General features: G+C 63.8%; 25 protein-coding genes and 5 tRNA genes. 24 read left to right on the top strand and 6 right to left on the bottom strand.

Annotation, left to right across the window (positions count from 1 at the left end):
• Positions 1-6 precede the first annotated feature (6 nt).
• The gene (locus BTHE68_RS07815) at positions 7-852 is read right to left on the bottom strand and encodes a 23S rRNA (adenine(2030)-N(6))-methyltransferase RlmJ (protein ID WP_162065841.1); all 846 of its coding nucleotides are present in this window, start codon (positions 850-852) and stop codon (positions 7-9) included.
• Between the two features lie 289 nt (positions 853-1,141).
• On the opposite strand from BTHE68_RS07815, the gene BTHE68_RS07810 reads away from it, so the two are divergent.
• The 11 genes from BTHE68_RS07810 (at position 1,142) to iscX (ending at position 9,702) form a co-directional block, all read left to right on the top strand.
• Positions 1,142-1,936: a 3-hydroxybutyrate dehydrogenase gene (locus BTHE68_RS07810; protein ID WP_162065840.1), complete on the top strand. Its 795-nt coding sequence runs from the start codon at positions 1,142-1,144 to the stop codon at positions 1,934-1,936.
• 15 nt (positions 1,937-1,951) lie between these two features.
• Positions 1,952-3,169, top strand: coding sequence for a patatin-like phospholipase family protein (locus BTHE68_RS07805; RefSeq protein WP_162065839.1), 1,218 nt, complete (start codon positions 1,952-1,954; stop codon positions 3,167-3,169).
• Positions 3,170-3,271: 102 nt separating this feature from the next.
• Positions 3,272-3,754 (top strand): low molecular weight protein-tyrosine-phosphatase, encoded by a 483-nt coding sequence (locus BTHE68_RS07800; RefSeq protein ID WP_162065838.1) that lies wholly within the window; start codon positions 3,272-3,274, stop codon positions 3,752-3,754.
• A gap of 141 nt (positions 3,755-3,895) precedes the next feature.
• Complete coding sequence (gene iscR / locus BTHE68_RS07795) at positions 3,896-4,420, top strand: Fe-S cluster assembly transcriptional regulator IscR (RefSeq protein ID WP_061179327.1); 525 nt, start codon at positions 3,896-3,898, stop codon at positions 4,418-4,420.
• 83 nt (positions 4,421-4,503) lie between these two features.
• Positions 4,504-5,727 carry an IscS subfamily cysteine desulfurase gene (locus BTHE68_RS07790; RefSeq protein ID WP_162065837.1) on the top strand — a complete coding sequence of 408 codons (1,224 nt, stop codon included), beginning with the start codon at positions 4,504-4,506 and terminating at the stop codon, positions 5,725-5,727.
• Between the two features lie 36 nt (positions 5,728-5,763).
• Complete coding sequence (gene iscU / locus BTHE68_RS07785) at positions 5,764-6,192, top strand: Fe-S cluster assembly scaffold IscU (protein WP_162065836.1); 429 nt, start codon at positions 5,764-5,766, stop codon at positions 6,190-6,192.
• A gap of 57 nt (positions 6,193-6,249) precedes the next feature.
• Entirely contained in the window at positions 6,250-6,573 is a 324-nt protein-coding gene (gene iscA, locus BTHE68_RS07780; protein ID WP_061179369.1) for an iron-sulfur cluster assembly protein IscA, read from the top strand.
• Positions 6,574-6,656: 83 nt separating this feature from the next.
• Positions 6,657-7,187, top strand: coding sequence for a Fe-S protein assembly co-chaperone HscB (gene hscB, locus BTHE68_RS07775; RefSeq protein ID WP_162065835.1), 531 nt, complete (start codon positions 6,657-6,659; stop codon positions 7,185-7,187).
• A gap of 35 nt (positions 7,188-7,222) precedes the next feature.
• A complete protein-coding gene (gene hscA / locus BTHE68_RS07770) occupies positions 7,223-9,088 on the top strand; it encodes a Fe-S protein assembly chaperone HscA (RefSeq protein WP_162065834.1) in 1,866 nt (621 codons plus the stop codon).
• Positions 9,089-9,148: 60 nt separating this feature from the next.
• Complete coding sequence (gene fdx / locus BTHE68_RS07765; protein WP_061179332.1) at positions 9,149-9,490, top strand: ISC system 2Fe-2S type ferredoxin; 342 nt, start codon at positions 9,149-9,151, stop codon at positions 9,488-9,490.
• A 14-nt stretch (positions 9,491-9,504) separates the two neighbouring features.
• A complete protein-coding gene (gene iscX, locus BTHE68_RS07760) occupies positions 9,505-9,702 on the top strand; it encodes a Fe-S cluster assembly protein IscX (protein WP_061169811.1) in 198 nt (65 codons plus the stop codon).
• Between the two features lie 152 nt (positions 9,703-9,854).
• Here the strand turns inward: iscX and BTHE68_RS07755 are convergent, their stop codons facing one another.
• Positions 9,855-10,787 carry a patatin-like phospholipase family protein gene (locus BTHE68_RS07755; protein WP_162065833.1) on the bottom strand — a complete coding sequence of 311 codons (933 nt, stop codon included), beginning with the start codon at positions 10,785-10,787 and terminating at the stop codon, positions 9,855-9,857.
• Between the two features lie 204 nt (positions 10,788-10,991).
• Here BTHE68_RS07755 and gltX point away from each other — a divergent pair, with 204 nt between their 5' ends.
• The 7 genes from gltX (at position 10,992) to BTHE68_RS07720 (ending at position 13,924) form a co-directional block, all read left to right on the top strand.
• Entirely contained in the window at positions 10,992-12,401 is a 1,410-nt protein-coding gene (gltX, locus tag BTHE68_RS07750; protein ID WP_162065832.1) for a glutamate--tRNA ligase, read from the top strand.
• 150 nt (positions 12,402-12,551) lie between these two features.
• Positions 12,552-12,627: transfer RNA gene (locus BTHE68_RS07745), tRNA-Ala, on the top strand.
• A 163-nt stretch (positions 12,628-12,790) separates the two neighbouring features.
• A tRNA-Glu gene (locus tag BTHE68_RS07740) sits at positions 12,791-12,866 on the top strand.
• A 69-nt stretch (positions 12,867-12,935) separates the two neighbouring features.
• Positions 12,936-13,012 (top strand) — tRNA-Asp (locus tag BTHE68_RS07735).
• Between the two features lie 71 nt (positions 13,013-13,083).
• Positions 13,084-13,159, top strand: a tRNA-Glu gene (locus BTHE68_RS07730).
• 69 nt (positions 13,160-13,228) lie between these two features.
• Positions 13,229-13,305 (top strand) — tRNA-Asp (locus BTHE68_RS07725).
• 154 nt (positions 13,306-13,459) lie between these two features.
• Positions 13,460-13,924, top strand: coding sequence for a GNAT family N-acetyltransferase (locus tag BTHE68_RS07720; RefSeq protein ID WP_162065831.1), 465 nt, complete (start codon positions 13,460-13,462; stop codon positions 13,922-13,924).
• A gap of 9 nt (positions 13,925-13,933) precedes the next feature.
• Here the strand turns inward: BTHE68_RS07720 and BTHE68_RS07715 are convergent, their stop codons facing one another.
• Complete coding sequence (locus BTHE68_RS07715) at positions 13,934-14,776, bottom strand: AraC family transcriptional regulator (RefSeq protein WP_162065830.1); 843 nt, start codon at positions 14,774-14,776, stop codon at positions 13,934-13,936.
• Positions 14,777-14,910: 134 nt separating this feature from the next.
• Between BTHE68_RS07715 and BTHE68_RS07710 the strand changes: the two genes are divergently transcribed.
• Positions 14,911-15,327, top strand: coding sequence for a gamma-glutamylcyclotransferase family protein (locus BTHE68_RS07710; RefSeq protein ID WP_162065829.1), 417 nt, complete (start codon positions 14,911-14,913; stop codon positions 15,325-15,327).
• Positions 15,328-15,431: 104 nt separating this feature from the next.
• Here BTHE68_RS07710 and BTHE68_RS07705 read toward each other — a convergent pair whose 3' ends face one another.
• A complete protein-coding gene (locus BTHE68_RS07705) occupies positions 15,432-15,677 on the bottom strand; it encodes a hypothetical protein (RefSeq protein WP_162065828.1) in 246 nt (81 codons plus the stop codon).
• Positions 15,678-15,929: 252 nt separating this feature from the next.
• Positions 15,930-16,565 (bottom strand): YdcF family protein, encoded by a 636-nt coding sequence (locus BTHE68_RS07700; RefSeq protein ID WP_232077862.1) that lies wholly within the window; start codon positions 16,563-16,565, stop codon positions 15,930-15,932.
• A 360-nt stretch (positions 16,566-16,925) separates the two neighbouring features.
• On the opposite strand from BTHE68_RS07700, the gene BTHE68_RS07695 reads away from it, so the two are divergent.
• Positions 16,926-17,237 (top strand): hypothetical protein, encoded by a 312-nt coding sequence (locus BTHE68_RS07695; protein WP_061179341.1) that lies wholly within the window; start codon positions 16,926-16,928, stop codon positions 17,235-17,237.
• 799 nt (positions 17,238-18,036) lie between these two features.
• On the opposite strand, the gene BTHE68_RS07690 is transcribed toward BTHE68_RS07695, so the two are convergent.
• Positions 18,037-18,438, bottom strand: a complete 402-nt coding sequence (locus BTHE68_RS07690) for a transposase (RefSeq protein WP_008349224.1) — start codon at positions 18,436-18,438, stop codon at positions 18,037-18,039.
• 427 nt (positions 18,439-18,865) lie between these two features.
• On the opposite strand from BTHE68_RS07690, the gene BTHE68_RS07685 reads away from it, so the two are divergent.
• The 4 genes from BTHE68_RS07685 to rluB all read left to right on the top strand — a co-directional run bounded on the left by BTHE68_RS07685 (position 18,866) and on the right by rluB (position 24,379).
• The gene (locus tag BTHE68_RS07685) at positions 18,866-19,768 is read left to right on the top strand and encodes a LysR family transcriptional regulator (RefSeq protein WP_162066825.1); all 903 of its coding nucleotides are present in this window, start codon (positions 18,866-18,868) and stop codon (positions 19,766-19,768) included.
• A gap of 73 nt (positions 19,769-19,841) precedes the next feature.
• Complete coding sequence (locus BTHE68_RS07680) at positions 19,842-21,092, top strand: pyridoxal phosphate-dependent aminotransferase (RefSeq protein WP_162065826.1); 1,251 nt, start codon at positions 19,842-19,844, stop codon at positions 21,090-21,092.
• 333 nt (positions 21,093-21,425) lie between these two features.
• A complete protein-coding gene (gene scpB, locus BTHE68_RS07675) occupies positions 21,426-22,355 on the top strand; it encodes an SMC-Scp complex subunit ScpB (protein WP_162065825.1) in 930 nt (309 codons plus the stop codon).
• A gap of 131 nt (positions 22,356-22,486) precedes the next feature.
• Positions 22,487-24,379, top strand: a complete 1,893-nt coding sequence (rluB, locus tag BTHE68_RS07670; RefSeq protein WP_174257997.1) for a 23S rRNA pseudouridine(2605) synthase RluB — start codon at positions 22,487-22,489, stop codon at positions 24,377-24,379.
• The last annotated feature ends 319 nt before the right edge of the window (positions 24,380-24,698 follow it).

Here is a 24,698-nt window from a genome sequence, read left to right as displayed (position 1 = left end):
CCGGACTCAGTCCGCGCGATGTTCCAGCTTGAAGGACGCATCGCCGTCTTCGCCGAGCGCGTCGACGAGAAAGGGCAGTGACGTCTTCAGTCCCTTCGCCAGCGTGTACGGCGGATTGAACACGAACATCCCGCTACCGTACAGGCCGAAGCCATCCGTCGGCGGTTTTCTCACCGTCAGGGCCGCGTGCAGCCAGCCGTTCGGCTGAATCGCTTTCAACTGGTCGGCGAAGCGCTGCGACTCCATGCGCGTGACGATCGGGTACCAGACTGCGTAGGTTCCCGTCGCGAAACGCTTGAGGCTTTCCTCGAGACACGTGAGCGTGCGCGCATAGTCGCGCTTGTCCTCATACGATGGATCGATCAGCACGAGCGCCCGGCGCGACGGCGGCGGCAGGAGCGCCTTGATGCCGTCGAAGCCGTCGCCTTCGTAGATCATCGCGCGCCGGCCGGCATCGCGGAAATTGTGGCGCAGCACATCGATTTCCGTGCTGTGCAGCTCGAAAAGCCGCATGCGATCCTGCTCGCGCATGGCGCGCCAGGCGAGGTACGGCGAGCCGGGATAAAAGCGCAGGTCGCCCTCGGGATTCAACGCCTTCACTTCATCGACGTAGTCCGCGAGGAGCGGCGGCAGATCGCCGCGATCCCAAAGCTTGCCGATGCCGGTCTGAAACTCCGCGTTCTTCGTCGCGAAGCCTTCAGTGAGCGAGTAGACGCCGGCGCCGGCGTGCGTATCGATATACCAATACGATTTGTCCTTCAGGCCGAGATAGCGAAGCATCTGGATGACGATCGCGTGTTTCAGCAGATCGGCGTGATTGCCCGCATGAAAGGCGTGACGATAACTGAGCATGACGAGAGGCCCGCACGGGGCGTGAGAAAACGGGATGGAAAAGCGGCGGCGAAAGGGCGCCCATTCTAGCCCACGCCGTCCGTCGCACTATTCGTGACGCCAGCTTCGCTGCAGCGCGCCACGTCCTTCATGCACAATAACCGTTGCCGGGCATGCGCGAACAGCTGGCCGAAAGGCGTAAGCATTCCGATGCGTGGCGAGAAGTGTCCTATACCGAACGGCCAGCTGGATGGCCGCGCCGATGAATGGTGTCATACACCCGATGTCTTCCACTGAACAGGAGTGTCGCATGTCATCAAACGGTAAGCTCGACGGCAAGACTGCGGTCGTGACGGGCGCGGCGAGCGGCATCGGCCGCGCGATCGCATTTACGCTCGCCGGCGCGGGCGCGGCGGTCGCCATCGCCGATCTGAATCAGGCGGCCGCGGACGCCGTCGCCGAGGAAATTCGCGGCAAGGGCGGCAAGGCGATCGGCATCGCGATGGACGTGACCAACGAAGACGCCGTCAATCAGGGCATCGATCGCGTCGCGTCGGAACTCGGCGCGGTGGATATCCTCGTGTCGAACGCGGGCATCCAGATCGTCAACCCGATCGAAAACTACGCGTATGCCGACTGGAAGAAGATGATGGCGATCCACGTCGATGGCGCGTTCCTCACCACCAAAGCCGCGTTGAAGCACATGTACAAGGACGATCGCGGCGGCGTCGTGATCTACATGGGTTCCGTGCATTCGCACGAGGCCTCGCCGCTCAAGTCGGCGTACGTGACCGCGAAGCACGGCTTGCTCGGCCTCGCGCGCGTGCTCGCTAAGGAAGGCGCCGCGCACAACGTGCGCTCGCACGTCGTTTGCCCGGGTTTCGTACGCACGCCGCTCGTCGACAAGCAGATTCCCGAACAAGCAAAGGAACTGAAGATCAGCGAAGAGGAAGTCGTCAGGCGCGTGATGCTCGGCGGCACGGTGGATGGCGTGTTCACGACCGTCGACGATGTCGCGCAGACCGTGCTGTTCCTTTCCGCGTTCGAAACGGCGGCGCTGACGGGGCAATCGTTCGTCGTGAGTCACGGCTGGTTCATGCAATAAGGGAGAACACGCGGGATGTCGGAAATCGAAAACGAACAAGCAGTACGACGGGGAAGCGCGCGGAACCAGAACGAGGCGCGCACGCAATCTGGCATCCCATTGCCGCCTTACGAAACGATCGCGCTGATGCTGCAGGGCGGCGGCGCGCTCGGCGCTTATCAGGCAGGCGTCTATCAGGGGCTGCACGAAGCGGGCATTCACCCGAACTGGATCGCCGGCATCTCGATCGGCGCGCTCAACACGGCGATCATCGCGGGCAACGCGCCGGAGCATCGCGTGACGCGTCTCGTGGAGTTCTGGGAGACGATCTGCCAGCCCGCATTCGGGTTCCCGTTGCCGGCTTTCGTCGAGCGCGCGCTGTTCGAATCCGCCGATGAGATCCGCAAGGCTTTCACCGCGATGCAGGCGTTCGGTGCGCTCGTCGAAGGGCAAAAGGGCTTTTTCGTTCCACGCTTTCCGACTCCGTCGCCGATTGCATCGAGTTCGCCGCAAACCGCGAGCTACTACGACACGACGCCGCTCAAGGCCACGCTCGAACGTCTCTGCGACTTCGACCGCATCAATTCCGGCGAGACGCGCGTGTCGGTCGGCGCGGTGAACGTCGCGACCGGCAATTTCGCCTATTTCGACACCGCGCAGATCAAACTGCGCGCGGAGCACTTCATCGCTTCGGGCGCGCTGCCGCCGGGCTTCGCCGCGGTCGAGATCGACGGTCAGTTTTATTGGGACGGCGGCCTCATGTCGAACACGCCGCTCTACGAGATCGCGCAGGCGACGCCGCGCCGCGACACGCTCGCCTTTCAGGTCGATTTGTGGAGCGCGCGCGGGCCGGTGCCGGACAGCATCGTCGACGTGATGGGGCGCATGAAGGACGTGCAGTATTCGAGCCGCACGCGTCTCGTCACGGATCAGATGCAGCGCTCGCAGCGCTACCGGAATGTGTTGCAGCACGTGCTCGACCTCGTGCCCGAAGAGACTCGCAAGAGCGACGAATGGTGCCGTCTCGCTGCCGAACTCGCGTGTTCGAAGCGCTACAACATCATTCACCTGATCTACCGCCACAAGGAATACGAAGGCCACTACAAGGATTACCAGTTCGGTTTCTCGACGATGCGCGAGCACTGGGAAAGCGGTCTCACCGATATCCGCCGTACGCTCGCGCATCGCGACTGGCTCGACATGCCCAACGGCGAATCGCGCTTTGCCACTCACGACATCCATCGCGGCGAGTGAGCCGATCGGGCGGGAAAGTGTGCCCTTTTGTATAATCCGGGACGCATTCCGGCGGCTGTCTTCGCTGACGCCGCCGGGCTTTACGACTCCTCCCGGCTTTAGATGAACTCGATCGCGGTCTGCTTCGTCTGTCTCGGCAACATCTGCCGCTCGCCCAGCGCGGAAGCGGTGATGCGCGAGCTCGTCGAGCGCGCGAATCTGGCCGACCGGATCGTGATCGATTCGGCGGGCACGGGCGACTGGCATATCGGCGAGCCGCCCGACGAGCGCGCCCAGAAGGCGGCGAAGAATCGCGGCTACGATCTGTCGACGCTGCGCGGGCGTCAGGTCGCCGCCGCCGATTTCACGCGCTTCGATCTGTTCATCGTCATGGACGACGCCAACGCAGCCGCGTTGACGGCAGTCTGTCCGCCCGAGCATCGCGACAAGATTCGTCTGCTGATGGAATTCGCCACGCGCGACGACAGCCGCGTTGTGGTCGACCCCTATTTCGGCGGCGCAGAAGGCTTTGAAAAAGTGCTCGATCAGTGCGAGGACGCGTGCGAGGGCCTGCTGAAAGCCTTGCGCGCCCAATTGACGGCCTGACGGCAGGCCTTCGCGCGCCAGCCGTGCGAAGGCAAAAAAACTCAATTAAAAAGCTACTTATCTCGCCCGGGATACTTGACTAAAACTGTGGGATATTTATACTTGACGAAAATCATCGAGTATTAGCGGTAGCCCCCAATTATGAGACTCACCACGAAAGGCCGTTTCGCCGTCACGGCGATGATCGACCTGGCGTTGCGCCAGGAGCAGGGCCCGGTGACGCTGGCAGGCATCAGTCAGCGCCAGCGCATCTCGCTTTCCTATCTCGAACAGCTCTTCGGCAAGCTGCGGCGGCATGAGATCGTCGAATCGGTCCGCGGACCGGGCGGCGGGTATAACCTCGCGCGCCGCGCGGAAAACGTCACGGTGGCGGACATCATCATCGCGGTCGACGAGCCGATCGACGCCACGCAATGCGGCGGCAAGGGCACCTGCGAAGGCACCAAGCAGCACGATGGCCACTGCATGACCCACGAGCTCTGGGCGACGCTCAACCAGAAGATGGTCGAGTATCTCGATTCCGTCTCGTTGAAGGATCTGGTCGACCAGCAGCGCGCACGCGAAGGCTCGGCGACGGTCCTGCGCGACCGCCGCGCCGAATCGGCCGTCGAGGCCGCGCGCGTCGTGCCGAAGGGTCCGAATTCCATTTTCAACCTGGCCGGATGACACGAACGCCGCGCCGGCACGAGCCGCGCGCATAGAAAGAGCGTCCCAGCCAAGAGCTTTGACCGATTTTCCCGGAGCGACTGATGAACAACGATATTCCCCACCTGCCCATTTACATGGACTACAGCGCGACGACGCCCGTCGATCCGCGCGTGGTGGACAAGATGATCCCGTATCTTCGCGAGCAGTTCGGCAATCCGGCCTCGCGCAGCCATCAATACGGCTGGGATGCGGAGCGTGCGGTCGAGGAAGCGCGCGAGAACGTCGCGGCGCTCGTCAATTGCGATCCGCGCGAGATCATCTGGACGTCGGGTGCAACGGAATCGGACAATCTGGCCATCAAGGGCGCCGCGCACTTCTATAAAAGCAAGGGCAAGCACCTCATCACGGTGAAGACCGAGCACAAAGCCGTGCTCGACACCACCCGTGAGCTGGAGCGCGAAGGCTACGAAGTCACGTATCTCGACGTGAAGGACGACGGTCTCATCGATCTAGACAAGCTCAAGGCGGCGATCCGCCCGGACACGATCCTCGTGTCGGTCATGAGCGTGAACAACGAAATCGGCGTGATCCAGGACATCGAGGCAATCGGTGAGATCACGCGTGAAAAGGGCATCATTTTCCACGTCGATGCGGCGCAGGCCACCGGCAAGATCCAGATCGACCTGCAAAAGCTGAAGGTCGACCTGATGTCGTTCTCGGCGCACAAGACCTATGGCCCGAAGGGCATCGGCGCGCTGTACGTGCGCCGCAAGCCGCGCGTTCGCATCGAAGCGCAGATGCATGGCGGCGGTCACGAGCGCGGCATGCGTTCGGGCACGCTCGCGACGCATCAGATCGTCGGCATGGGCGAGGCGTTTCGCATCGCGCGTGAAGAAATGGCGACGGAGAACGAGCGCATCCGCATGTTGCGCGACCGTCTGCTGAAGGGACTGCAGGACATGGAAGAGGTGTACGTGAACGGCGACATGGAACAGCGTGTGCCGCACAACCTCAACATCAGCTTCAATTTCGTCGAAGGCGAATCGCTGATCATGGCGGTGAAGGATGTCGCGGTCTCGTCGGGTTCGGCGTGCACGTCGGCGTCGCTGGAGCCTTCGTATGTGCTGCGCGCGCTCGGCCGTAACGACGAACTCGCGCACAGCTCGATCCGCTTCACGGTCGGCCGTTTCACCACCGAGCAGGACGTCGACTACGTGATCAACCTGCTGAAGACCAAGATCGCGAAGCTGCGCGATCTGTCGCCGCTCTGGGAAATGCACAAGGACGGCATCGACATCTCGTCCATCCAGTGGGCCGCGCACTGAGCGACACGCGTTACCGAATAAAGGAGAGTTTGAATCATGGCTTATAGCGACAAGGTTCTGGACCACTACGAAAACCCGCGTAACGTTGGCTCCTTCGCGAAGGACGACGACACCATCGGCACCGGCATGGTCGGCGCGCCGGCTTGCGGCGACGTGATGAAACTGCAGATCCGCGTGGGCGCGGATGGCGTGATCGAGGACGCGAAGTTCAAGACCTACGGCTGCGGTTCCGCGATCGCATCGAGCTCGCTCGTCACCGAGTGGGTGAAGGGCAAGACGCTGGATCAGGCGCTCACCATCAAGAACACGCAGATCGCCGAGGAACTGGCGCTGCCGCCGGTGAAGATCCACTGCTCGATCCTCGCGGAAGACGCGATCAAGGCGGCGGTCGCCGACTACAAGCAGCGTCATGGCGTTGCAGCGCCGGAAGCACAGGCGTCGGAAGCGAAACAGCACGCGGCTTGAGTGACGAAAGCGGGCGCGACGCGTGTGCGTGGCGCCTCGAAGAGAGAAGCGAAGACTATGGCAATCACGTTGACGGATAAAGCGGCACAACACGTGCAGAAGTATCTGACGCGGCGCGGCAAGGGCGTCGGCCTGCGGCTGGGCGTACGCACGACGGGCTGTTCGGGTCTGGCGTACAAGCTCGAATATGTCGATGAACTCGCGCCGGAAGACACCGTGTTCGAGACGGCGGGCGTGAAGATCATCATCGATCCGAAGAGTCTGCCGTATCTCGACGGCACCGAGCTGGATTTCGCCCGCGAAGGCCTGAACGAAGGCTTCAAGTTCAACAATCCGAACGCGAAGGACGAGTGCGGCTGCGGCGAATCGTTCCGCATCTGACGCGGAGGACGCCGGCGGCATCGGCAAAAGAGGCGGCGCGTGCCGCCTTTTTCATTAGCGCACACTGAATCCATAGACCTAGCATGGCCTCGCTCACCGACAGTCACTTCGATCTCTTCGATCTGCCGCAGACCTTCGCCGTCGACCAGCAGAAGCTCGACGACGCCTATCGCACCGTGCAGGCGCAAGTGCATCCCGACCGCTTCGCCGCCGCCGGCGACGCCCAGAAGCGCATCGCGATGCAGTGGGCGACGCACGCGAACGAGGCGTACCAGACGCTGCGCGATCCGTTGAAGCGCGCGCGCTACATGCTGTCGCTGCGCGGCATCGATGTCGGCGCGGAGAACAACACCGCGATGGAGCCGGCGTTCCTGATGCAGCAGATGGAATGGCGCGAAAATATCGAGGATGCAGCGGGCGCGAAGAATATCGGCGCGCTCGAAGCATTGCTCGACGAACTGCGCGAGGAAGAGCGCGTGCGCTTCACGAAACTCGAGGCGCTCGTCGACAGCCGGTCGGATCAGGCCGCGAGCGAGGCAGTGCGCCAGTTGATGTTCATCGAACGCGTGGCGCATGAAATCGGCGCGCAAATAGAACGGCTCGAACACGCGTAAGACGAGACAGCCGACCCAACCCCATAAGACCAAAGATGGCTTTACTGCAAATCTCAGAACCCGGCATGGCGCCGGCGCCGCATCAACGGCGCGTGGCGGTCGGCATCGATCTCGGCACGACGAACTCGCTCGTCGCGGCCGTGCGCAGCAGCGTGCCCGAAGCGCTGCCCGACGAAGACGGCCACGTGCTGCTGCCGTCGGTCGTGCGCTATCTGGAGAAGGGCGGGCGGCGCATCGGCCGCACCGCGAAGGAAGAAGCCGTCACCGACCCGCGCAACACGATCGTCTCGGTCAAGCGCTTCATGGGCCGCGGCAAGAGCGAAGTCGAGGGCGCGGAGAATGCGCCGTACGATTTCATCGACGCGCCCGGCATGGTGCAGATCCGTACTGTCGATGGCGTGAAGAGCCCGGTCGAAGTATCGGCGGAAATTCTCGCGACGCTGCGTTATCGCGCGGAAGACACGCTCGGCGAGGATCTCGTCGGCGCGGTGATCACGGTGCCCGCCTATTTCGACGAAGCCCAGCGCCAGGCGACCAAGGACGCGGCGAAGCTCGCGGGCCTCAACGTGCTGCGACTGCTGAACGAGCCGACCGCGGCGGCGATCGCCTACGGTCTGGACAACGGCTCGGAAGGTCTGTACGCGGTCTATGACCTCGGCGGCGGCACCTTCGACCTGTCGATTCTCAAACTGACGAAGGGCGTGTTCGAAGTGCTCGCAGCGGGCGGCGATTCCGCGCTCGGCGGCGACGACTTCGACCACGTGCTGTATCGCCATGTGCTGGCGCAGGCGGGCGTCGCGCTCGACACGCCGGAAGACGTGCGCCTGTTGCTCGATCGCGTGCGCTCGGCGAAGGAAGCGCTGACGGACGCGCCCGAGACGCGCGTGCAGGCGACACTTTCGACCGGCCGCGAAATCGACGTCGCCGTGATCGAAGCGCAATTTGCCGCGCTGACGGAAGCGCTCGTCGCGCGCACGCTCGCGCCGACGAAAAAGGCGCTGCGCGACGCGAAGGTGACAGCCGGCGATATCAAGGGCGTCGTGCTGGTCGGCGGCGCGACGCGCATGCCGGTGATTCGCCGCGCGGTCGAGGCGTTCTTCGGCCAGCCGCCGCTCATCAATCTCGATCCGGACCAGGTCGTCGCGCTCGGCGCCGCAATTCAGGCCGATCTGCTCGCCGGCAACCGCCGCGGCGAAGGCGACGACTGGCTGCTGCTCGACGTGATTCCGCTGTCGCTCGGCGTCGAAACCATGGGCGGCCTGACCGAGAAGATCGTCCCGCGCAATTCGACCATCCCGACCGCGCGCGCGCAGGATTTCACGACCTTCAAGGACGGCCAGACGGCGATGGCGATTCACGTCGTCCAGGGCGAGCGCGAACTCGTCTCCGACTGCCGCTCGCTCGCACGTTTCGAGCTGCGCGGCATTCCGCCGATGGCCGCGGGCGCCGCGCGCATTCGTGTGACCTATCAGGTCGATGCGGACGGTCTGTTGTCCGTGTTCGCGCGCGAGCAGACCTCGGGCGTGGAAGCGTCGGTGGTGGTGAAGCCGTCGTACGGCCTCGCCGACGACGAGGTCGCCCGGATGCTCGAAGAAAGTTTCAGGACCGCGGATGTCGACATGCGCGCGCGCGCGTTGCGCGAGGCGCAGGTGGAAGCGGAGCGCCTGATCGAAGCGACGCATGCCGCTCTCGAAGCCGACGCCGAACTGCTCGACGATGACGAGCGCGTTGAAATCCAGACGCTCGTGGCCGCACTGGCGGCGCTTGCAAACGGCGATTCGGTCGAGAGCATCGAAGACGCGACCAAGGCGCTCGCCACCGCCACCGACGAATTCGCCGCGCGCCGCATGAACAAGAGCATTCGCCGCGCGCTCGCGGGCCGCAAGCTCGACGACGTCTGATCGTCGCGCCGCTATCGAACAGACAAGCGAACAAACAAGCATTTACGGAAAATCAGTCCCATGCCTCAAATCGTTGTGCTGCCTCACGTGGAACTCTGCCCGGACGGCGCGGTAATCGACGCCGACCTCGGCAAGAGCATCTGCGACAACCTGCTGGAACACGGCATCGAGATCGAGCACGCCTGCGAGAAATCGTGCGCGTGCACGACGTGCCACGTCATCATTCGCGAGGGCTTCAACGCGCTCGAACCGTCCGAAGAAGACGAGGACGATCTGCTCGACAAAGCGTGGGGTCTCGAACCGACATCGCGGTTATCATGTCAGGCAATGGTGCCTGCCGACGAGGATCTGGTGGTCGAGATCCCGCGGTACTCCATCAATCACGCCAAAGAAAATCACTGACAGGAGGCTCGCCCATGAAGTGGACGGATACTCAGGACATCGCGATGGCACTTACCGACGCGCATCAGGATATCGATCCCCAATATGTGCGTTTCACTGACCTGCATCGCTGGGTGACGGAACTGGACGGATTCGACGACGACCCACAAAAATCCAACGAGAAGATTCTGGAGGCGATCCAGGCAGCGTGGATCGAAGACGCGGATTATTGATCTCCGGTTTCAGTGTCGGCCCGGCAACGGCGGCTTCGCAAGAAGCCGCCGTTTTGTTTTTTGCGCGTTGTCATCACTTTGCAATGCGAATCAATTTCGCGATCACGGCCGCGCGTTTGTGATGCCTCGTCGCATTCGGGGGAGAAAAACGCTCAGACCCGCGCGCCGCGTTCCGCCAGTTGATGCTGCAGCGTCGGCCACATTTTCGCCACCGCTTCCTCGCCCGCGAGAATCGATGCGTTGCGCTGGCTGAAATCGCTGCTGCTCATCGCGGCGAGATTCGGGCGGATCACCGCGTTCGCGTATTTGTCGAGTTCGTAGGCCTTGATCGTCTGGCCCATGATGGTGAACGTCTGCATCAGCACGTCGAACGAACTCGACGTCAGGCCGCTCTCCGGCCGCGCGGAGATATCGACGGCGATCACGAAATCGGCGCCCATCTTGTGCGCGAACGCCGCCGGCACCGGACTCACGAGCCCGCCGTCGACATACTCGCGCTCGCCGATCTTCACCGGCTCGAAAATCGACGGCACGCTGCACGACGCACGCACCGCGATTCCCGTGTTGCCACGCTGAAAGAGGATCGGCTGGCCGCTCCTCAGATCCGTGGCGACGATGCCGAGCGGTTTCGCCATCTTTTCGATCGGACGATTGTCGAGCGTCTTGTTCAGGTAGTTCTGCAGCGCGACGCCCTGCAGGATGCCGCGCGCGCGAAAGGGCATCGCCCAGTCGCTGATGGAGGCTTCGTCCATCGTCAGCGCGAGCTTGTTGATCGCGATGCCGTTCATCCCCGACGCGTACAACGCCGCGATCACCGAACCCGCGCTCGTGCCCGCGACCAGATCGACGCGCACGTTGCGCGCCTCCAGCGCCTTGATCACGCCGATGTGCGCGAAGCCGCGCGCGGCGCCGCCGCCGAGCGCGAGGCCGATGCGCAACGGCTGCTGCGGCTCGGTCTTCGTCGGCGGGACGGAGGCGGCTCCGCCCGGGACGCCGCCGCTCGTGGTTGTGCAGGCGGCAAGAACGGACGAAGCGGCCGCGAGCGAAAACGCGCGGCGCGAAAGACGGGGTGACGATGAATTCAAGGTGTGCTCCAGCGGTGCAGCGGGTCCCGCGCGCTCCGTCCATGCGGGCGTTGCGGGAGATCGGGAAAAGCGCGCACATCATAAAACAAAAGGCCATCGGACCGACGCAAAGCAGGTGGCGAGTATAATTTCGTCTCATTTTGGGCGGGCCTGAGGCCCAAACGCGGCGCACCCGCGTGCCCGCCATCCATCGAGCAAACCGCAATGACCACCCAAGTCCGTACCCGCTTCGCACCGAGCCCGACTGGCTTCATCCATCTCGGCAACATCCGCTCCGCGCTCTATCCGTGGGCGTTCGCGCGCAAGATGAAGGGCACCTTCGTGCTGCGCATCGAGGACACGGATCTCGAGCGTTCCACCGACGCATCGGTCGATGCGATCCTCGACGGCATGGCGTGGCTCGGGCTCGATTTCGACGAAGGCCCGTTCTATCAGATGCAGCGCATGGACCGGTATCGCGAAGTTGTCGCGCAGATGATGGAGAAAGGCCTTGCGTACCACTGCTACATGTCGACGGAAGAACTCGACGCGCTGCGCGAGCGCCAGCGCGCCGCGGGCGAAAAGCCGCGCTACGACGGCACGTGGCGTCCCGAGCCCGGCAAGGTGCTGCCGCCGGTGCCGGAGGGCGTGACGCCGGTCGTGCGTTTCCGCAATCCGCTGACGGGCGCGGTCGCGTGGGACGACGCGGTGAAAGGCCACATCGAAATCTCGAACGACGAACTCGACGATCTCGTGATCGCGCGTCCCGACGGCACGCCGACCTATAACTTCTGCGTGGTCGTCGACGATCTCGACATGAAGATCACGCACGTCATTCGCGGCGACGATCACGTGAACAACACGCCTCGTCAGATCAACATCCTGCGTGCGCTCGGCGGCGAAGCGCCGGTCTACGCGCATCTGCCCACGGTGCTGAACGAGCAGGGCGAGAAGATGAGCAAGCGCCACGGCGCGATGAGCGTGACGGGCTATCGCGACAACGGCTATCTGCCCGAAGCGGTGGTGAACTATCTCGCGCGTCTGGGCTGGTCGCATGGCGATGCGGAAATTTTCTCGCGCGAGCAGTTCGTCGAATGGTTCGATCTCGAGCATCTCGGCAAGTCGCCCGCGCAGTACGACCACGACAAGCTCAACTGGCTGAACGCGCATTACATCAAGGAAGCGGACAACGCGCGTCTCGCTGAGCTGACCCGGCCGTTCCTGTTGCAGGCGGGTATCGATGCCGCGGCCATCGACGGCGGCGCGCCGCTCGATCAGGCGATCGCACTGCTGAAGGATCGCGCGTCGACGGTCAAGGAAATCGCCGATAACGCCGCGATGTTCTATCGCGAGCCTGCCATCGATCCGGACGCCTTCGCGCAGCACGTCACCGACACGGTGCGTCCGGCCATCGCCGAGCTGCGTGCGGCCCTCGCCGACATCGACTGGACCAAGGAAGCGATTGCTGCGGCGCTGAAAGCCACGCTCACCGCGCATAAGCTCAAGATGCCGCAACTCGCGATGCCGGTGCGCCTGCTGGTCGCGGGCACGACGCACACGCCGTCGATCGATGCCGTGCTGATGCTTTTCGGCCGCGAAACCGTGTTGAAACGTCTGGAAAAGGCGGCAGGCTGAACGCGCCGGGAAGGATGACGGGCCGAAACGCGCGGCGCGTCATCCATTGCGCGTGATCGCGGGAAGCGAGGCAAATAAATTTCGCTTCAGTCATCAGATGGTATTTACAACTTCAAAAACGCCCTATACAATCTCGTTTCTGTTCTGCAAGGGGGTATAGCTCAGCTGGGAGAGCGCTTGCATGGCATGCAAGAGGTCAGCGGTTCGATCCCGCTTACCTCCACCAAAGAACAGATGAAGTAGCGAAGCAGGTTCTCCGGAGTTACGGAAGTCGCAAAAAATACTTCACAAGCAGCATGAAGTTGTATAGAATTTCGGTCTTCGCTGATATGCGGCAAGTAAATGAGCAGATCAGCGAAACAGCGGTAAAGACAGAATCACAAGTTTCTGTCCCCTTCGTCTAGAGGCCTAGGACATCACCCTTTCACGGTGAGTACAGGGGTTCGAATCCCCTAGGGGACGCCAGAACATCGGCGGCTGCTAGTAAAGCGCTGCAAGATTCGCAAGTGACACTGCGAATCGATGAAGAGAAGTGGAGCGGTAGTTCAGTTGGTTAGAATACCGGCCTGTCACGCCGGGGGTCGCGGGTTCGAGTCCCGTCCGCTCCGCCAAACTTGCGAGCAGGAACACTCCGGCTAATGAGAGCCGGTTTTTTTTCGCCGCAAAGTGTGTAGAAGTTGAAGTCCCCTTCGTCTAGAGGCCTAGGACATCACCCTTTCACGGTGAGTACAGGGGTTCGAATCCCCTAGGGGACGCCAGAACATCGGCGGCTGCCAGTAAAGCGCTGCAAGACTCGCAGATGACACTGCGAATCGATGAAAAGAAGTGGAGCGGTAGTTCAGTTGGTTAGAATACCGGCCTGTCACGCCGGGGGTCGCGGGTTCGAGTCCCGTCCGCTCCGCCAAATCGTTGTTCGAGAAATCCAGCCTTCCGGCTGGATTTTTTTTGCCCGCGTTTTCCCCGTTCCGCTACTGGCCTGCCTCGGGGCCGTAATAATGGCCATTGCCAGTCCGCGCGCACTGTCTTAGTGTTTAGGCACTTGTTCTCGTGCCCGTGCGATGCTCGATCCGACCGAAGACCTCTCGCTCTATCAACTGCGCCAGGCGACCATGGCCGACTTCGCCTTCGCCGAAGCGCTCACGCACGACAACATGGTCGGCTATTACCGGCGTCACAATCTCGTGTGGCGCGGCGATCTCTTCCTCTCCAGCTGGCGCGAATCCGAGAATTTCATCCTGCAGGCGGACGGCATGCCGATCGGCGTGATGCGCGTCACCGAGGAAGACAACTCGCTGCATATTCGCGACGTGCAGATCGCGCAGGGTTATCGCGGACGCGGTGCGGGGACGTTCCTGCTCAACACCGCGCATCGCTGGGCGCGCTCGCGCGGGCTCGCCGAATGCCAGTTGAGAGTGTTCGTCGATAATCCGGCGGCGCGACTCTACGTCCGGCTGGGTTATCGGCCGGCCGGATCGCGGCTCGCGCAGCTCGGCGCCATCCGGCATATGGTGCGGCGCATGTAGGGCAGTGCCTCAGGCGCCGTCGACATCGCGCGTGTCGCGATCATCGTGGCCGTCACGCGCGAAAAATGCCCGCGGGCTTTCGCCGAACGCACGACGGAACATCGCGGAAAATGCGCTCTGGCTTTGATAGCCGAGCTCACGCGCGACTTGCGCAAGTGGGCGGCCTTGGCTCAGCAGAGGAATCGCGCGCGCGAGCACGGCTTGCTGACGCCATTGCGAAAAGCTCACACCAAGCTCGCGCCTGAAAAGCCGCGCAATGGTGCGCGTGCTCGCGCCAGCTTCCGACGACCAGCGTTCGAGATCGGAGTGCGAGGGATCGGCCAGCACGGCGTTGCATAAGGCGCGCAGACGCTTCTCGTTGGGCATCGGCACGGAAAGCGGCAGCGGCTGCGAACGGATGATCTCGTCGAGTGCGAGCGTGCCCAGCAGCCGCTCTCGCTGGCGGGAAATCGTTTCGTCGTCGAGCGCGGCAATGACTTCGCGCAAGAGCGGCGACACCTCGACGACACGGCACGCGCCGAGACCGGCCGGCACGACGCTCGCATCGACATAGAGCGTGCGCAGATACGCGTCCTCGACGATCACCACTTCGTGCGTGACGTTGGGCGGCACCCAGATCGCGCGCGAGGGCGGCACCATCCAGGTTGAATCGACGGTCGCGACGCGCAGCACGCCGCGTGACGTATAGGCGACCTGCGCCCACGGATGCGTGTGCAGCGCAATACGCACGCCGTAGGCAACCGGCCGCGATCGCACGCGAATCGGATGATCGAGGGTCGGCGAATGCTCGATGGGAATGTCGAGATGCTCGACTTCCTCGCTCGACGATCTGGATTCGACAAACGTAGCCATGTTGGTTGGGGGTTGAAATGGGCTTCGAGCCACGCGCCGATGGTAGCCGAAAGCGCGTGCGCGGGCGCGCCACGATTTTTGCACGGCGCATAATGCCGTCGTTCATCCTTACGACATCGGGAGCGCCTGTTTCGATGCAATACGTTTTTGTCTACGGCACGCTGCGCGCGGGCGAAGTCAACGATATCAACCGCGCCGCCGAGCGGCACGACATCGCGATACCCGAATGGCTCGGCGCCGCGCACGTTCACGGGCGGCTTTTCGACTTCGGAACGTATCCAGGGCTGGTGATCGACGAGTCAGGCGCGCCGATTCGCGGCGATGTCTACCGGATCGACGACGCGCTCGTGCCGGTGCTCGACGAGATCGAGGAGGTGTATCCGGGGGTGGAAGGCCTGTTCCGTTCGCATCGCCTGCATGTGGAGGTCGATGTCGAGGGCAGAAAGGATCGGATCGATTGCCTGATCTATCCGGTTGCGGCGGCTGCCGCGACGGGTCGGCCGCGTATCGAGAGCGGCGACTGGGTGGCGCATCGGGCTTCGCGCGTGTGACGTCGCAGCGCTGCGGGCCTTATCAATAAAGGTCCGCGCCGCGTTGGATCGATGCATCGACCCAACGCGGCGTGAATGGCCCCGCGCCTTACCGAAGGCCGGACTTACTGGCTCGAGCCGGACGCTGGCTTGCCGTGCGATTTCTTGTGTTGCATCGACTTGTGCGCGGGCGCCTGCATGCGGGCGCTTTGCGCGTTGTCCTGCTGCGTCTGCAAGGTTTGCGCGCGCGATTCGATGTCAGCGATCTTCGCGGGATCGGTGCTCATCATCACGCCCTGATCGCTCTGGGCGTACGCGCCCGATGCGACCGCGCTGAGGGACAACAGAACAGCCAGGGACACTTTCTTCATTGTTACCTCCTAGTAGTAGTTGAACCCGGAATTTGCCTGTCAGATCCAGTGGAATGACGCTTTGTCTGAGCAAGAATCGCTCCCGCTGCTGCGCGAGACGTCGTGCGCCGATCCTGCGCGCGTGACGATCAGACAAACCGAATGATAAGCCCGGAATCGGGCAACGGTGTGTCGTGCGTCGATTTGAAGCCAGCGGATCGAGCGGATTACTTCAGAGTGCTTATCATTGCACTTTGTCGGGAAGACTCGCGATCAATAAAGATGCAGCCAGCGGTAGACATCGAAGCGCGCGAGTCCCACCAGTTCGTGCATGGCGAGTTCGCTATTCGTGAAGCCCCGAATGCGCGGAAAGAACGTGGCACGGTAGCTTCGCACATCGGACACGTAGGGCGCGGGCGTATAGCCGAACGCTTCGAAGGCGCGCAATGAGCGCCGCATGTGATACGCGGATGTGACGACGATCAAACGGTTGTCATGTGCGGCGCCCAGAATGGCGGCCACGTTGCGTGCGTTTTCGTAGGTATTGAGGCTCTGGTTCTCGCGCACGAGATCGCCGGGCGCGATGCCTTCAGCGAGCACGTAAGGTGCGTAGTTATCGGCTTCGGCCTGACCGTGGCGCTGCGGATCGCCGCCGCTCAGGATCACCTTGCACGAGGCGCCGGTCTGGCGGCACTGCCGGTACAGCGTCGCCACAGCGGCGATGCGCCGTATCGCGTTGTGCTTCGGGACGAGTTCCGGGCCGCTGCGATCCGTGCCGCCGCCCATCATTACGATCGTCGTGTTGGGCGCGAATGCCGGCATGTCCGTCTGACGATAGCCATGTTGGGCGAGGTCGAGCAGGGGCGTCGCCAGCCAGCCCGCGCCGATGGCCCACGCAAGCGCCGCCACGACAATCGCGATCTGCGCGCGGCGGCGTCGCCATAGCGCAAATAATGCAAAAAAAAGCAGCAATAAAGTGAATAGAACCAATTTGATTGGGGTAACGTATTGGTTTAAGGGCAATTCGTTCCGTCATCGCGTACTTCGGAACGCATCGGCGGTGTCGCAGTAAAGCGCGTGATCAGCGCGCTCTCAACGGGGGCTTGTAATAGAAAGCAGCACCTAACGCAAGCGGCGGCCAAACATTCGACTGTGATTCATTCAGTTGGCTTCGCAGACGGAATTCGGCGCGCCGCGTTTAGTCGACGTCGCGGACCGTCGTGCGACCGTCACGAGCGTCGTCATGGCTGCACAGGAAGAAAGAACGAGATGACCACGTATTCCAACGAAGTTGTACTCGAGGCACTTCGCCGAGCGCAGTATCGTCAGGTTCCCTGGGCGAAACGCCCCAACGTATTCGATCTCTTGCGCGCGCTCGGCTTGCTCGAACTCGCACGGCAGCGCACCGTGGCGCCCGCGCCGGGATTTCATGCACCGGTCGACATCGCGGTGGTCACCGATCGCGGCAAGCATGAGTTTTCCCGGCTTTGCCGCGACGAGCGCTCCAGCGACTGGGATTTGCGCCGCGCGGAACGCTACACGTTCGGTGGTCAGGAAGCGGTTCTGGAGGCGCGAGTCTAGGGACTGCCGGGCACGTCCGGACGCGGTCGACAGTCGACGTTTGGGTCGAGGGTACATTGTCGTCGAACGAAAAAGGCTGACAAACGGCCTGGGTTTGTGGCACGGCCAAAAAAATGCCCGTATCGCGAAGGACACGGGCAGACCGGATCTCACTGTTGCCACGCTGTTCATGGCATTGGATGTGACTGGCGCGCGCCGGAGTGGTTCCGCGCATGCGCAAGATCGTTCGACGTCGTGACGCAGGCTCAATGATGTTGCGAGCGCGACTCCCGCTCTGGGTCAGGGCGAGCGCGGACGTTACTCGCGATGTCTCCCCGCAGATCGCCACGCGGTGCGGGAGGCGAAGCGTCGCGATTGCGGCCGGCGTTCTGCGACGCGGCCATCGAAGCCTTCGTGCTCACATGGAAATCGGAAGCCGGAGGCGGAGGTTGTGCCTGGCTCATCGCCGCAGTGCTCGTGAGGGCGATGAAAGCGCCGTGGACGAGCAGAGTCGATGCCTTCATGGTGGAAATCCTCGAAGCCTTCGTGAGGCTTGTTCGATCACTCACCAAGCTATGCTTCGAGCCGCCGGAGCGCTGTAAGGAATGGTAAAGAGTTGTTTCGCCGTGGGCCGCGCGCGGCTTGCCCGTGTTACGACGTAACATCGGCGGCCATGCAGCCGGTCATGGCGCGCAAGGGCACGATAGCCCGAGGCGCAGATTTCGGCGGAGAGGAAACCCGCGCAGGGCGTGGTCTGCGCGAGCGGATGAAATTTCTCAGCGAAGCCGGCGAGGGCCGGCTCCGGCAGAAATGGAGACGCTCAGGCCATCTTGGCCGGCGCGCGCCACGATTCCGGGTTGGTCCAGAATGCGCCGCGCAGGCGATCGCGGCTCGGCGGTGCCGGCGGCTTCGCGGCGCTCGAACCGATGCGCCCGCGCAACGACACTTCACGGCCGTTGCTGGAAAGGCGCTTCACGATCTCGGCCAGCGTGCCGTCCGCTTGCCACTCGTCAAAGCGACGACGGCAGGTCGGCGGCGACGGATAGCGTCCGGGCAGCTTCGACCAGCCTTCGCCCGTCGACAGCACCCACAACACCGCGTTGACCACGGCTCGCGCCTCGACGCGCGGCCGTCCGCGCCGCTCGCTACGCGCCGGCTCGGAACAGAACAACGCCTCAACCAGCGCCCACTCGTTATCTCTCAAATCGTCGAACAGCACCATATCTCACCTCAGCGAAGCTAACCCCGGTGCGCTGCCCCGCGCCGCGCACTCTGGTCGGAATCCGATGAACGAATACCTGGGAAGGCCGGAGCGGTTACGGCGGACGATGTTTCGATATAACCGCGTAATGACTCCGACCTCTGTGCGCAATGAAATGCGAGAACCGTGCCATGCATGTCGTGAAATCCGGGAAACCCGCATGGCAGTAGGCTGACGCGATGTCAGCATGGCCCGTATCAGACCCGAAACAGACTGATTAAGAAATCGGGACAATCACCAATCAAGTGCAATAGGCCCAGCAGACGTGCGTTTGCGCAATTTGCTGCACCGCAGCGAAACGTACGTTCGCGCATGAAATCAGACCAATGACAGTCTATAATTCCGCATGAAACAGGGTCATTGATGAGCATTCTGAATGAACGCGCCATTGAACGTGACGTTGCGGCAGCTGCGCGTCTTCATCGAGGTATCGAGACTGCGCAGCTTCAGCCGCGCGGGCGATGAGATTGGTCTGACGCAATCGGCGGTCAGCCGCTGCGTCCGCGAACTGGAAGGGGAAATCGGCCTCAAGCTGATCGACCGGACCACGCGTGAAGTCCAGTTGACGGATGTCGGCGTGAATCTCGTCGGCACCGTGTCGCGCCTTCTGGCGGATCTCGACGAAGCGCTGCGCGAAGTCCGCGATCTCGGGCAGCAGCGCCGCGGACGCGTGATCGTCGCAGCGAGCCCGACCGTTGCATGCCGGCTGATGCCGCGTGTGCTCGCGTCGTGCCTGCGGCAGTTTCCTCTGATCAATCTGAGTCTGCGCGACGACGTTCAGTCCGACGTGCTGCGCAAGGTCAAGTCTGGCGAAGTCGACTTCGGCGTGGTGATCGGCCCGTTTTCCTCGGATGAGCTGCACGGCGAGCCCGTGATGACCGATTCCTTCTGTCTCGTCGTGCGGCGCGACCATCGGCTCGGGCGCGAAACCGCGGTGTCGTGGGAAGCGCTCGCCGGCGAGCGGCTCGTGATGCTCGACTACGCATCCGGCAGCCGGCCGATAATCGACGCGGTGATGCAGGAGCACGGCGTCGAGGCGCATGTCGTGCAGGAGCTCGGCCATTCGGCGACGGTATTCGGGCTCGTCGAGGCGGGCGTTGGCGTAAGCGTGCTGCCTTGGCTCGCGCTGCCTTTGCCGGCGGATTCGTCGCTGGTCGCGCTGCCGCTCGAACCGCGCGCCGAGCGGACCGTGGAACTGGTGCGGCGGCGCGATCGTTCGCTGTCGCCCGCGGCGGAATCGGTCTGGTCGCTGATCGCGTCGCTGCCCGCGCGTGCGGAAGACCTCGGATGACGCCGCAGCGCGTCCCGAAACGTACGGCGCGCGCGTTAGACTCTATTTTTAAGACAAGACGACGGGGCAGGCGATGAGCGAATCGGAAGGAGCGGTGGTCAGCGAATTGAGCCAACTGGCGGGCGCGCACGGATCCGGTGCGCCCAATGCGCGGGACGCCGTGCGGGCGCTGAGGCCGTCGCAGATCCGCGAGGTCGCGAACGCCGGTTTCGGCGTCGCGGACGTGCTGCCGTTCTGGTTCGGCGAATCGGATCGCGTGACGCCCGAGTTCATCCGCGACGCCGCGAGCCGCGCACTCGCCGACGGCGCCACGTTCTACACCCACAATCTCGGCATCGCGCCGCTGCGCGAATCGCTCAGCCGTTACGTGAGCGCGCTGCACGGTCCGACGACGCCGGCGCACATCGCCGTGACGAGCGCCGGCGTGAATGCGTTGATGCTGGCGGCGCAACTGGTGGTCGGCGCGGGTGATCGCGTCGTCGCCGTGACGCCGCTGTGGCCGAACCTCGTCGAGATTCCGAAGATCCTCGGTGCGAGCGTCGATACCGTTGCGCTGGACTACGGCGCGCGCGGCTGGACGCTCGATCTGGATCGCCTGCTCGCGGCGCTCACGCCGGGCACGCGGATGCTGATGATCAACTCGCCGAACAATCCGACCGGCTGGACGATGACCCGCGAGCAGCAACGCACCGTGCTGGAGCATTGCCGGCGTCTTGGCATCTGGATCGTCGCGGACGAAGTCTACGAGCGTCTGTATTACGGGAATGACGCGCCCGGCCAGGCGGCGCCGTCGTTCCTCGATCTCGCCGCGCGCAATGAACGCGTGATCGCGGTGAACTCGTTCTCGAAGGCGTGGCTCATGACGGGCTGGCGGCTCGGCTGGCTCGTCGCGCCCATGCAGTTGATGGACGATCTCGGCAAACTGGTGGAATACAACACCTCGTGCGCGCCGTCGTTCGTGCAGCAGGCCGGTGTCGTCGCGGTGGACGAGGGCGAGCGCTTCACGCAAACGCTCGTCGCCGATCTGCGCGCGAGCCGCGATCATCTGGTCACGGCCTTGCAGGCGGTCGAAGGCGTCGACGTGCGCGCGCCCGATGGCGCGATGTATCTGTTCTTCTCGCTGCCGGGTGCGCATAGCAGTCTTGCGCTGTGTAAGTCGCTCGTGCGCGAGGCCGGTCTCGGGCTTGCGCCGGGTAGCGCGTTCGGTCCGGAAGGCGAAGGATTCGTGCGCTGGTGCTATGCGTGCGATCCTTCACGGCTCGACGCGGGCGTCGAGCGGTTGCAGCGTTTCCTGGCGGCGCGTGGCGTCGATCGAGGTGCGTGAGCGAATGTCCCCGGCGTCAAGTGAGTTCGAATGCAATGAAGCGTTCACCTTTACGCCCCGGTTGTTTTTGCGTAATATGGCGCTCAGTCACGCGCTTTCGCCTAGGAAAGCGCCACCTCGTCCGGCTGGGATGGCCCGGCGACCGCTCACCGGTCGCCCGAATCCGCCTCTCCCCGGTGCGTGCTCCCAATCAATATGACCGATTACAATCGGGCGAGCGCGTCTTGAAAATCCGCGTCCAGTTTTATCGTTCGCACCATTTTGGTAGCGTTCGGCCGCGTGCAAGCTCGATTTGAATTGAATCATTGACCATACAGGGTTGACCCAAGCTGCATGAATACCCAAGAGGCGAAGATCGTCCTCGAGACTGCCTTGATTTGCGCGCAGGAACCGCTGAGGCTGAATGAATTGCGCAAGCTGTTCGCCGATGACATCGCGGCGGACACCGTTCGCACGTTGCTTGAAGCGCTCAAGGCCGACTGGTCGGGCCGCGGCGTGGAACTGGTGGCGCTTGCCTCGGGCTGGCGTTTTCAAAGCAAGCCCGCGATGCGGACCTATCTCGATCGGCTGCATCCGGAGAAGCCGCCCAAGTATTCACGGGCCGTACTCGAAACACTGGCGATCATTGCGTATCGTCAACCGGTGACGCGGGGCGATATCGAAGAGATTCGCGGCGTGACGGTCAACACGCAGGTCGTGAAGCAGCTGGAGGACCGTAGCTGGATCGAGGTGATCGGACATCGCGACGTGCCGGGCCGCCCGGCGCTGTACGCAACGACCAAGCAGTTCCTCGACGACCTCGGCCTGACCGCGCTCGACGAACTGCCGGCGCTGGACAATCCGTCGGCGCAATTCGAGGCGTCGCTGTTCGCGCAGCATTCGATCGACTTCCCCGATAGCGTCGCCGGCGACGCGAAAACGCCGAACGTCGGGGAACGCGATGCCGCCGTGCAGGTCAACGCCGAAGAGTCGCTGGAGCCGGCGCAAACCGAAGCATCCGGCAGCGATGAGAGCGCCGCCGGTATGAGCGCAGAGCCAGAAGCAAGAGAAGAACCGCAGGACATACTCGGAACGGAACATGCGGACGCGCACGACGAGCGCGTCGCATCGCCGTCCGGGATTCACGCGCAGCCGCTGGGCGCCGCGCACGAGACGCACGCCGCGCCCGTGCCGATGCCGCGTGAAGAGGAAGCAGCAGCGAGTCCATCGAACGACGCCGAACTGGACGACGACTCCGAAGAACCGACGGCGCGCCGCGCCTGACGCAAATTGCATGGCCCCTGATTTCGCAACCCGGCTCTCCATAAAGATCATTTCGAGACGACCAGCCGGAGCGATCAGCGGATTTTTAGACGCGCCCGCGACGGGCGCGCGATTCGACATTTGAGGTTGTTTTGACACACTCCCACGACAGCGATTCGCCTGAATCCGCGCGCCCCGTGCACGCCGCGGACGCACCTGAGTCGGCCGACGCCGGCGAACGCACGCGTACCGACCGCGCCGATGAAGGCGCCGAGGGCGACGACCGTCCGCGCCGCGGACTGCGCCGCGGGCCGCGCAGTCTGATCGCACGGCGTCGCGCTGTCGCGAAGACCAAGGGTACCGAAGGCGCGCCGGCCGCGCCGGATGCCGTGAACGAAACGCCGCCCGATGGCGTCGTCGCAGCGCAGGTACGCGCGCCGCGCAAGGACCCGGCCGCCAGGCCGCGCAAGACCGAAGGGGCGAATCCGCGTGGCCGCAAGAACGCGCGCGCCGAGACTGGCGAGACCCCTGTCGAAGCAACCGATGAAGCAGTGCCGCAAGCCGCCGCGCCCGCGCCGCGCGAAGGCGGCCGACGCAAGAGTCCGCAGCCGCCCAGGCGCGGCAAGCGCAGCGACGCGGGGCCCGCGACGGTCGAGAGCGCGGCCGCTGCCGCCGTCGACGACGTCTTCGCCTACGTGACTTCGCCGGCGTTCGACGCCGACAACGGTTCCGGAGTGCGCGCTCCGATGCTGCGACGCGGCCGCAACGCCCCGCAGCAGAAGCGCGTGCTGGAACCGGACGACGACGCCCCGAAGCTGCACAAGGTGCTCGCCGACGCGGGCATGGGCTCGCGCCGCGACATGGAAGAATTGATCATCGCCGGGCGCGTCTCGGTGAACGGCGAGCCGGCGCACATCGGCCAGCGCATCATGCCGTCGGATCAGGTGCGTATCAACGGCAAGCCGCTCAAGCGCAAGCTCGCGAGCAAGCCGCCGCGCATCCTGCTCTATCACAAGCCGACGGGCGAGATCGTCAGCCACGCGGACCCGGAAGGCCGTCCGTCCGTGTTCGACAAACTGCCTTCGATGAAAACGGCCAAGTGGCTTGCGGTCGGGCGCCTCGACTTCAACACCGAAGGCCTGCTGCTGCTCACGACGTCGGGCGATCTCGCGAACCGCTTCATGCATCCGCGCTACAGCGTCGAGCGTGAATACGCGGTGCGCGTGGTCGGCCAGTTGTCGGAGGGGATGAAGCAGAAGCTCCTGAAGGGCGTCGAACTCGACGACGGCCCCGCCAACTTCCTGCGCATTCAGGATGGCGGGGGCGAGGGCACGAATCACTGGTATCACGTCGCGCTGGCTGAAGGCCGCAATCGCGAAGTGCGTCGCATGTTCGAGGCGGCGGGTCTGATGGTGAGCCGCCTGATCCGTACGCGTCACGGCCCGATCGCGCTGCCGCGCGGCCTGAAGCGCGGCCGCTGGGAAGAGCTCGAGGACAATCAGGTGCGCAGCCTGATGGAGTCAGTTGGCCTGAAGCTGCCGACGGCCGAGAAGGGCGCACGCAGTTCCGCGCCGCGCGTGCAACCCGACCCGATGCAGACGTCGATGGGCTTCATCACGCGCGAGCCGGTGCTGAGCTCGCACTCGCGCATGACGCAGCAGCAGACGCCGGGACGTGGCGGACGGCGCGGCCAGCCGGGCGGCGTGGCCGGCGGTTTCGGGCTCGGCGGCATGGGTGGATTCGGCGGCAACGCGGGCGCCGGCAATGCCGGCGGCATGGGGCGTCGCGGCGGGCGCGAGGCGAACGGCAATCGTGTCGGCGGCAACGAGCCGACCGGCAATCGCGCGAACGGCGGCCGTCCGAGTCCGCGCGGTCCGCGTCCGCAAGGCGCGCCGCAGGGCGTGGGTGGCGCGGGCAAGCGCGCCGCGGGCGGTGGCAACGCACCGCGCGGTAATCGCCAGGGCGGCGCGCAGCAGGGCGCCGGACAAGGCAAGGCCGGCGGCGGCGCCAATCGTGGCACGCGCAATCGCTCGCGCGGCCGCTGAGCCCGCAGAAAGCGCAAAGAAATGTAAAGACCTTGCTGGCAGGCGGGTCCGAGGCTTCGGACCTGCTGCCGGCAGCGAAAAACATATGCTGTGCGCTTCGGGACTGGGCGAACGAATCGACGTGAAACTGGCCACAACGGGCCCCAAAGCGCGCGGTACGTTTGCGTTTATCCTGAAAAATGGCTAAAATCACGAAGTCGCTGGGCACGTAGTTTTTTTGCTGCCCGGGTGCGACCTCGGTTGAAGATGATGGGCGTTGCGCCCATTTTTTTTTGGCTATTCGGTTCGGCATCTCGGGAGCAGGGGTGCGCGCCCGCAT

The organism is Burkholderia sp. THE68 (assembly GCF_009938265.1).
Lineage (GTDB): Bacteria > Pseudomonadota > Gammaproteobacteria > Burkholderiales > Burkholderiaceae > Caballeronia.
The sequence above is the reverse complement of the archived record's forward strand: the minus strand, read 5'-3'. Positions and strand labels throughout refer to the sequence as shown.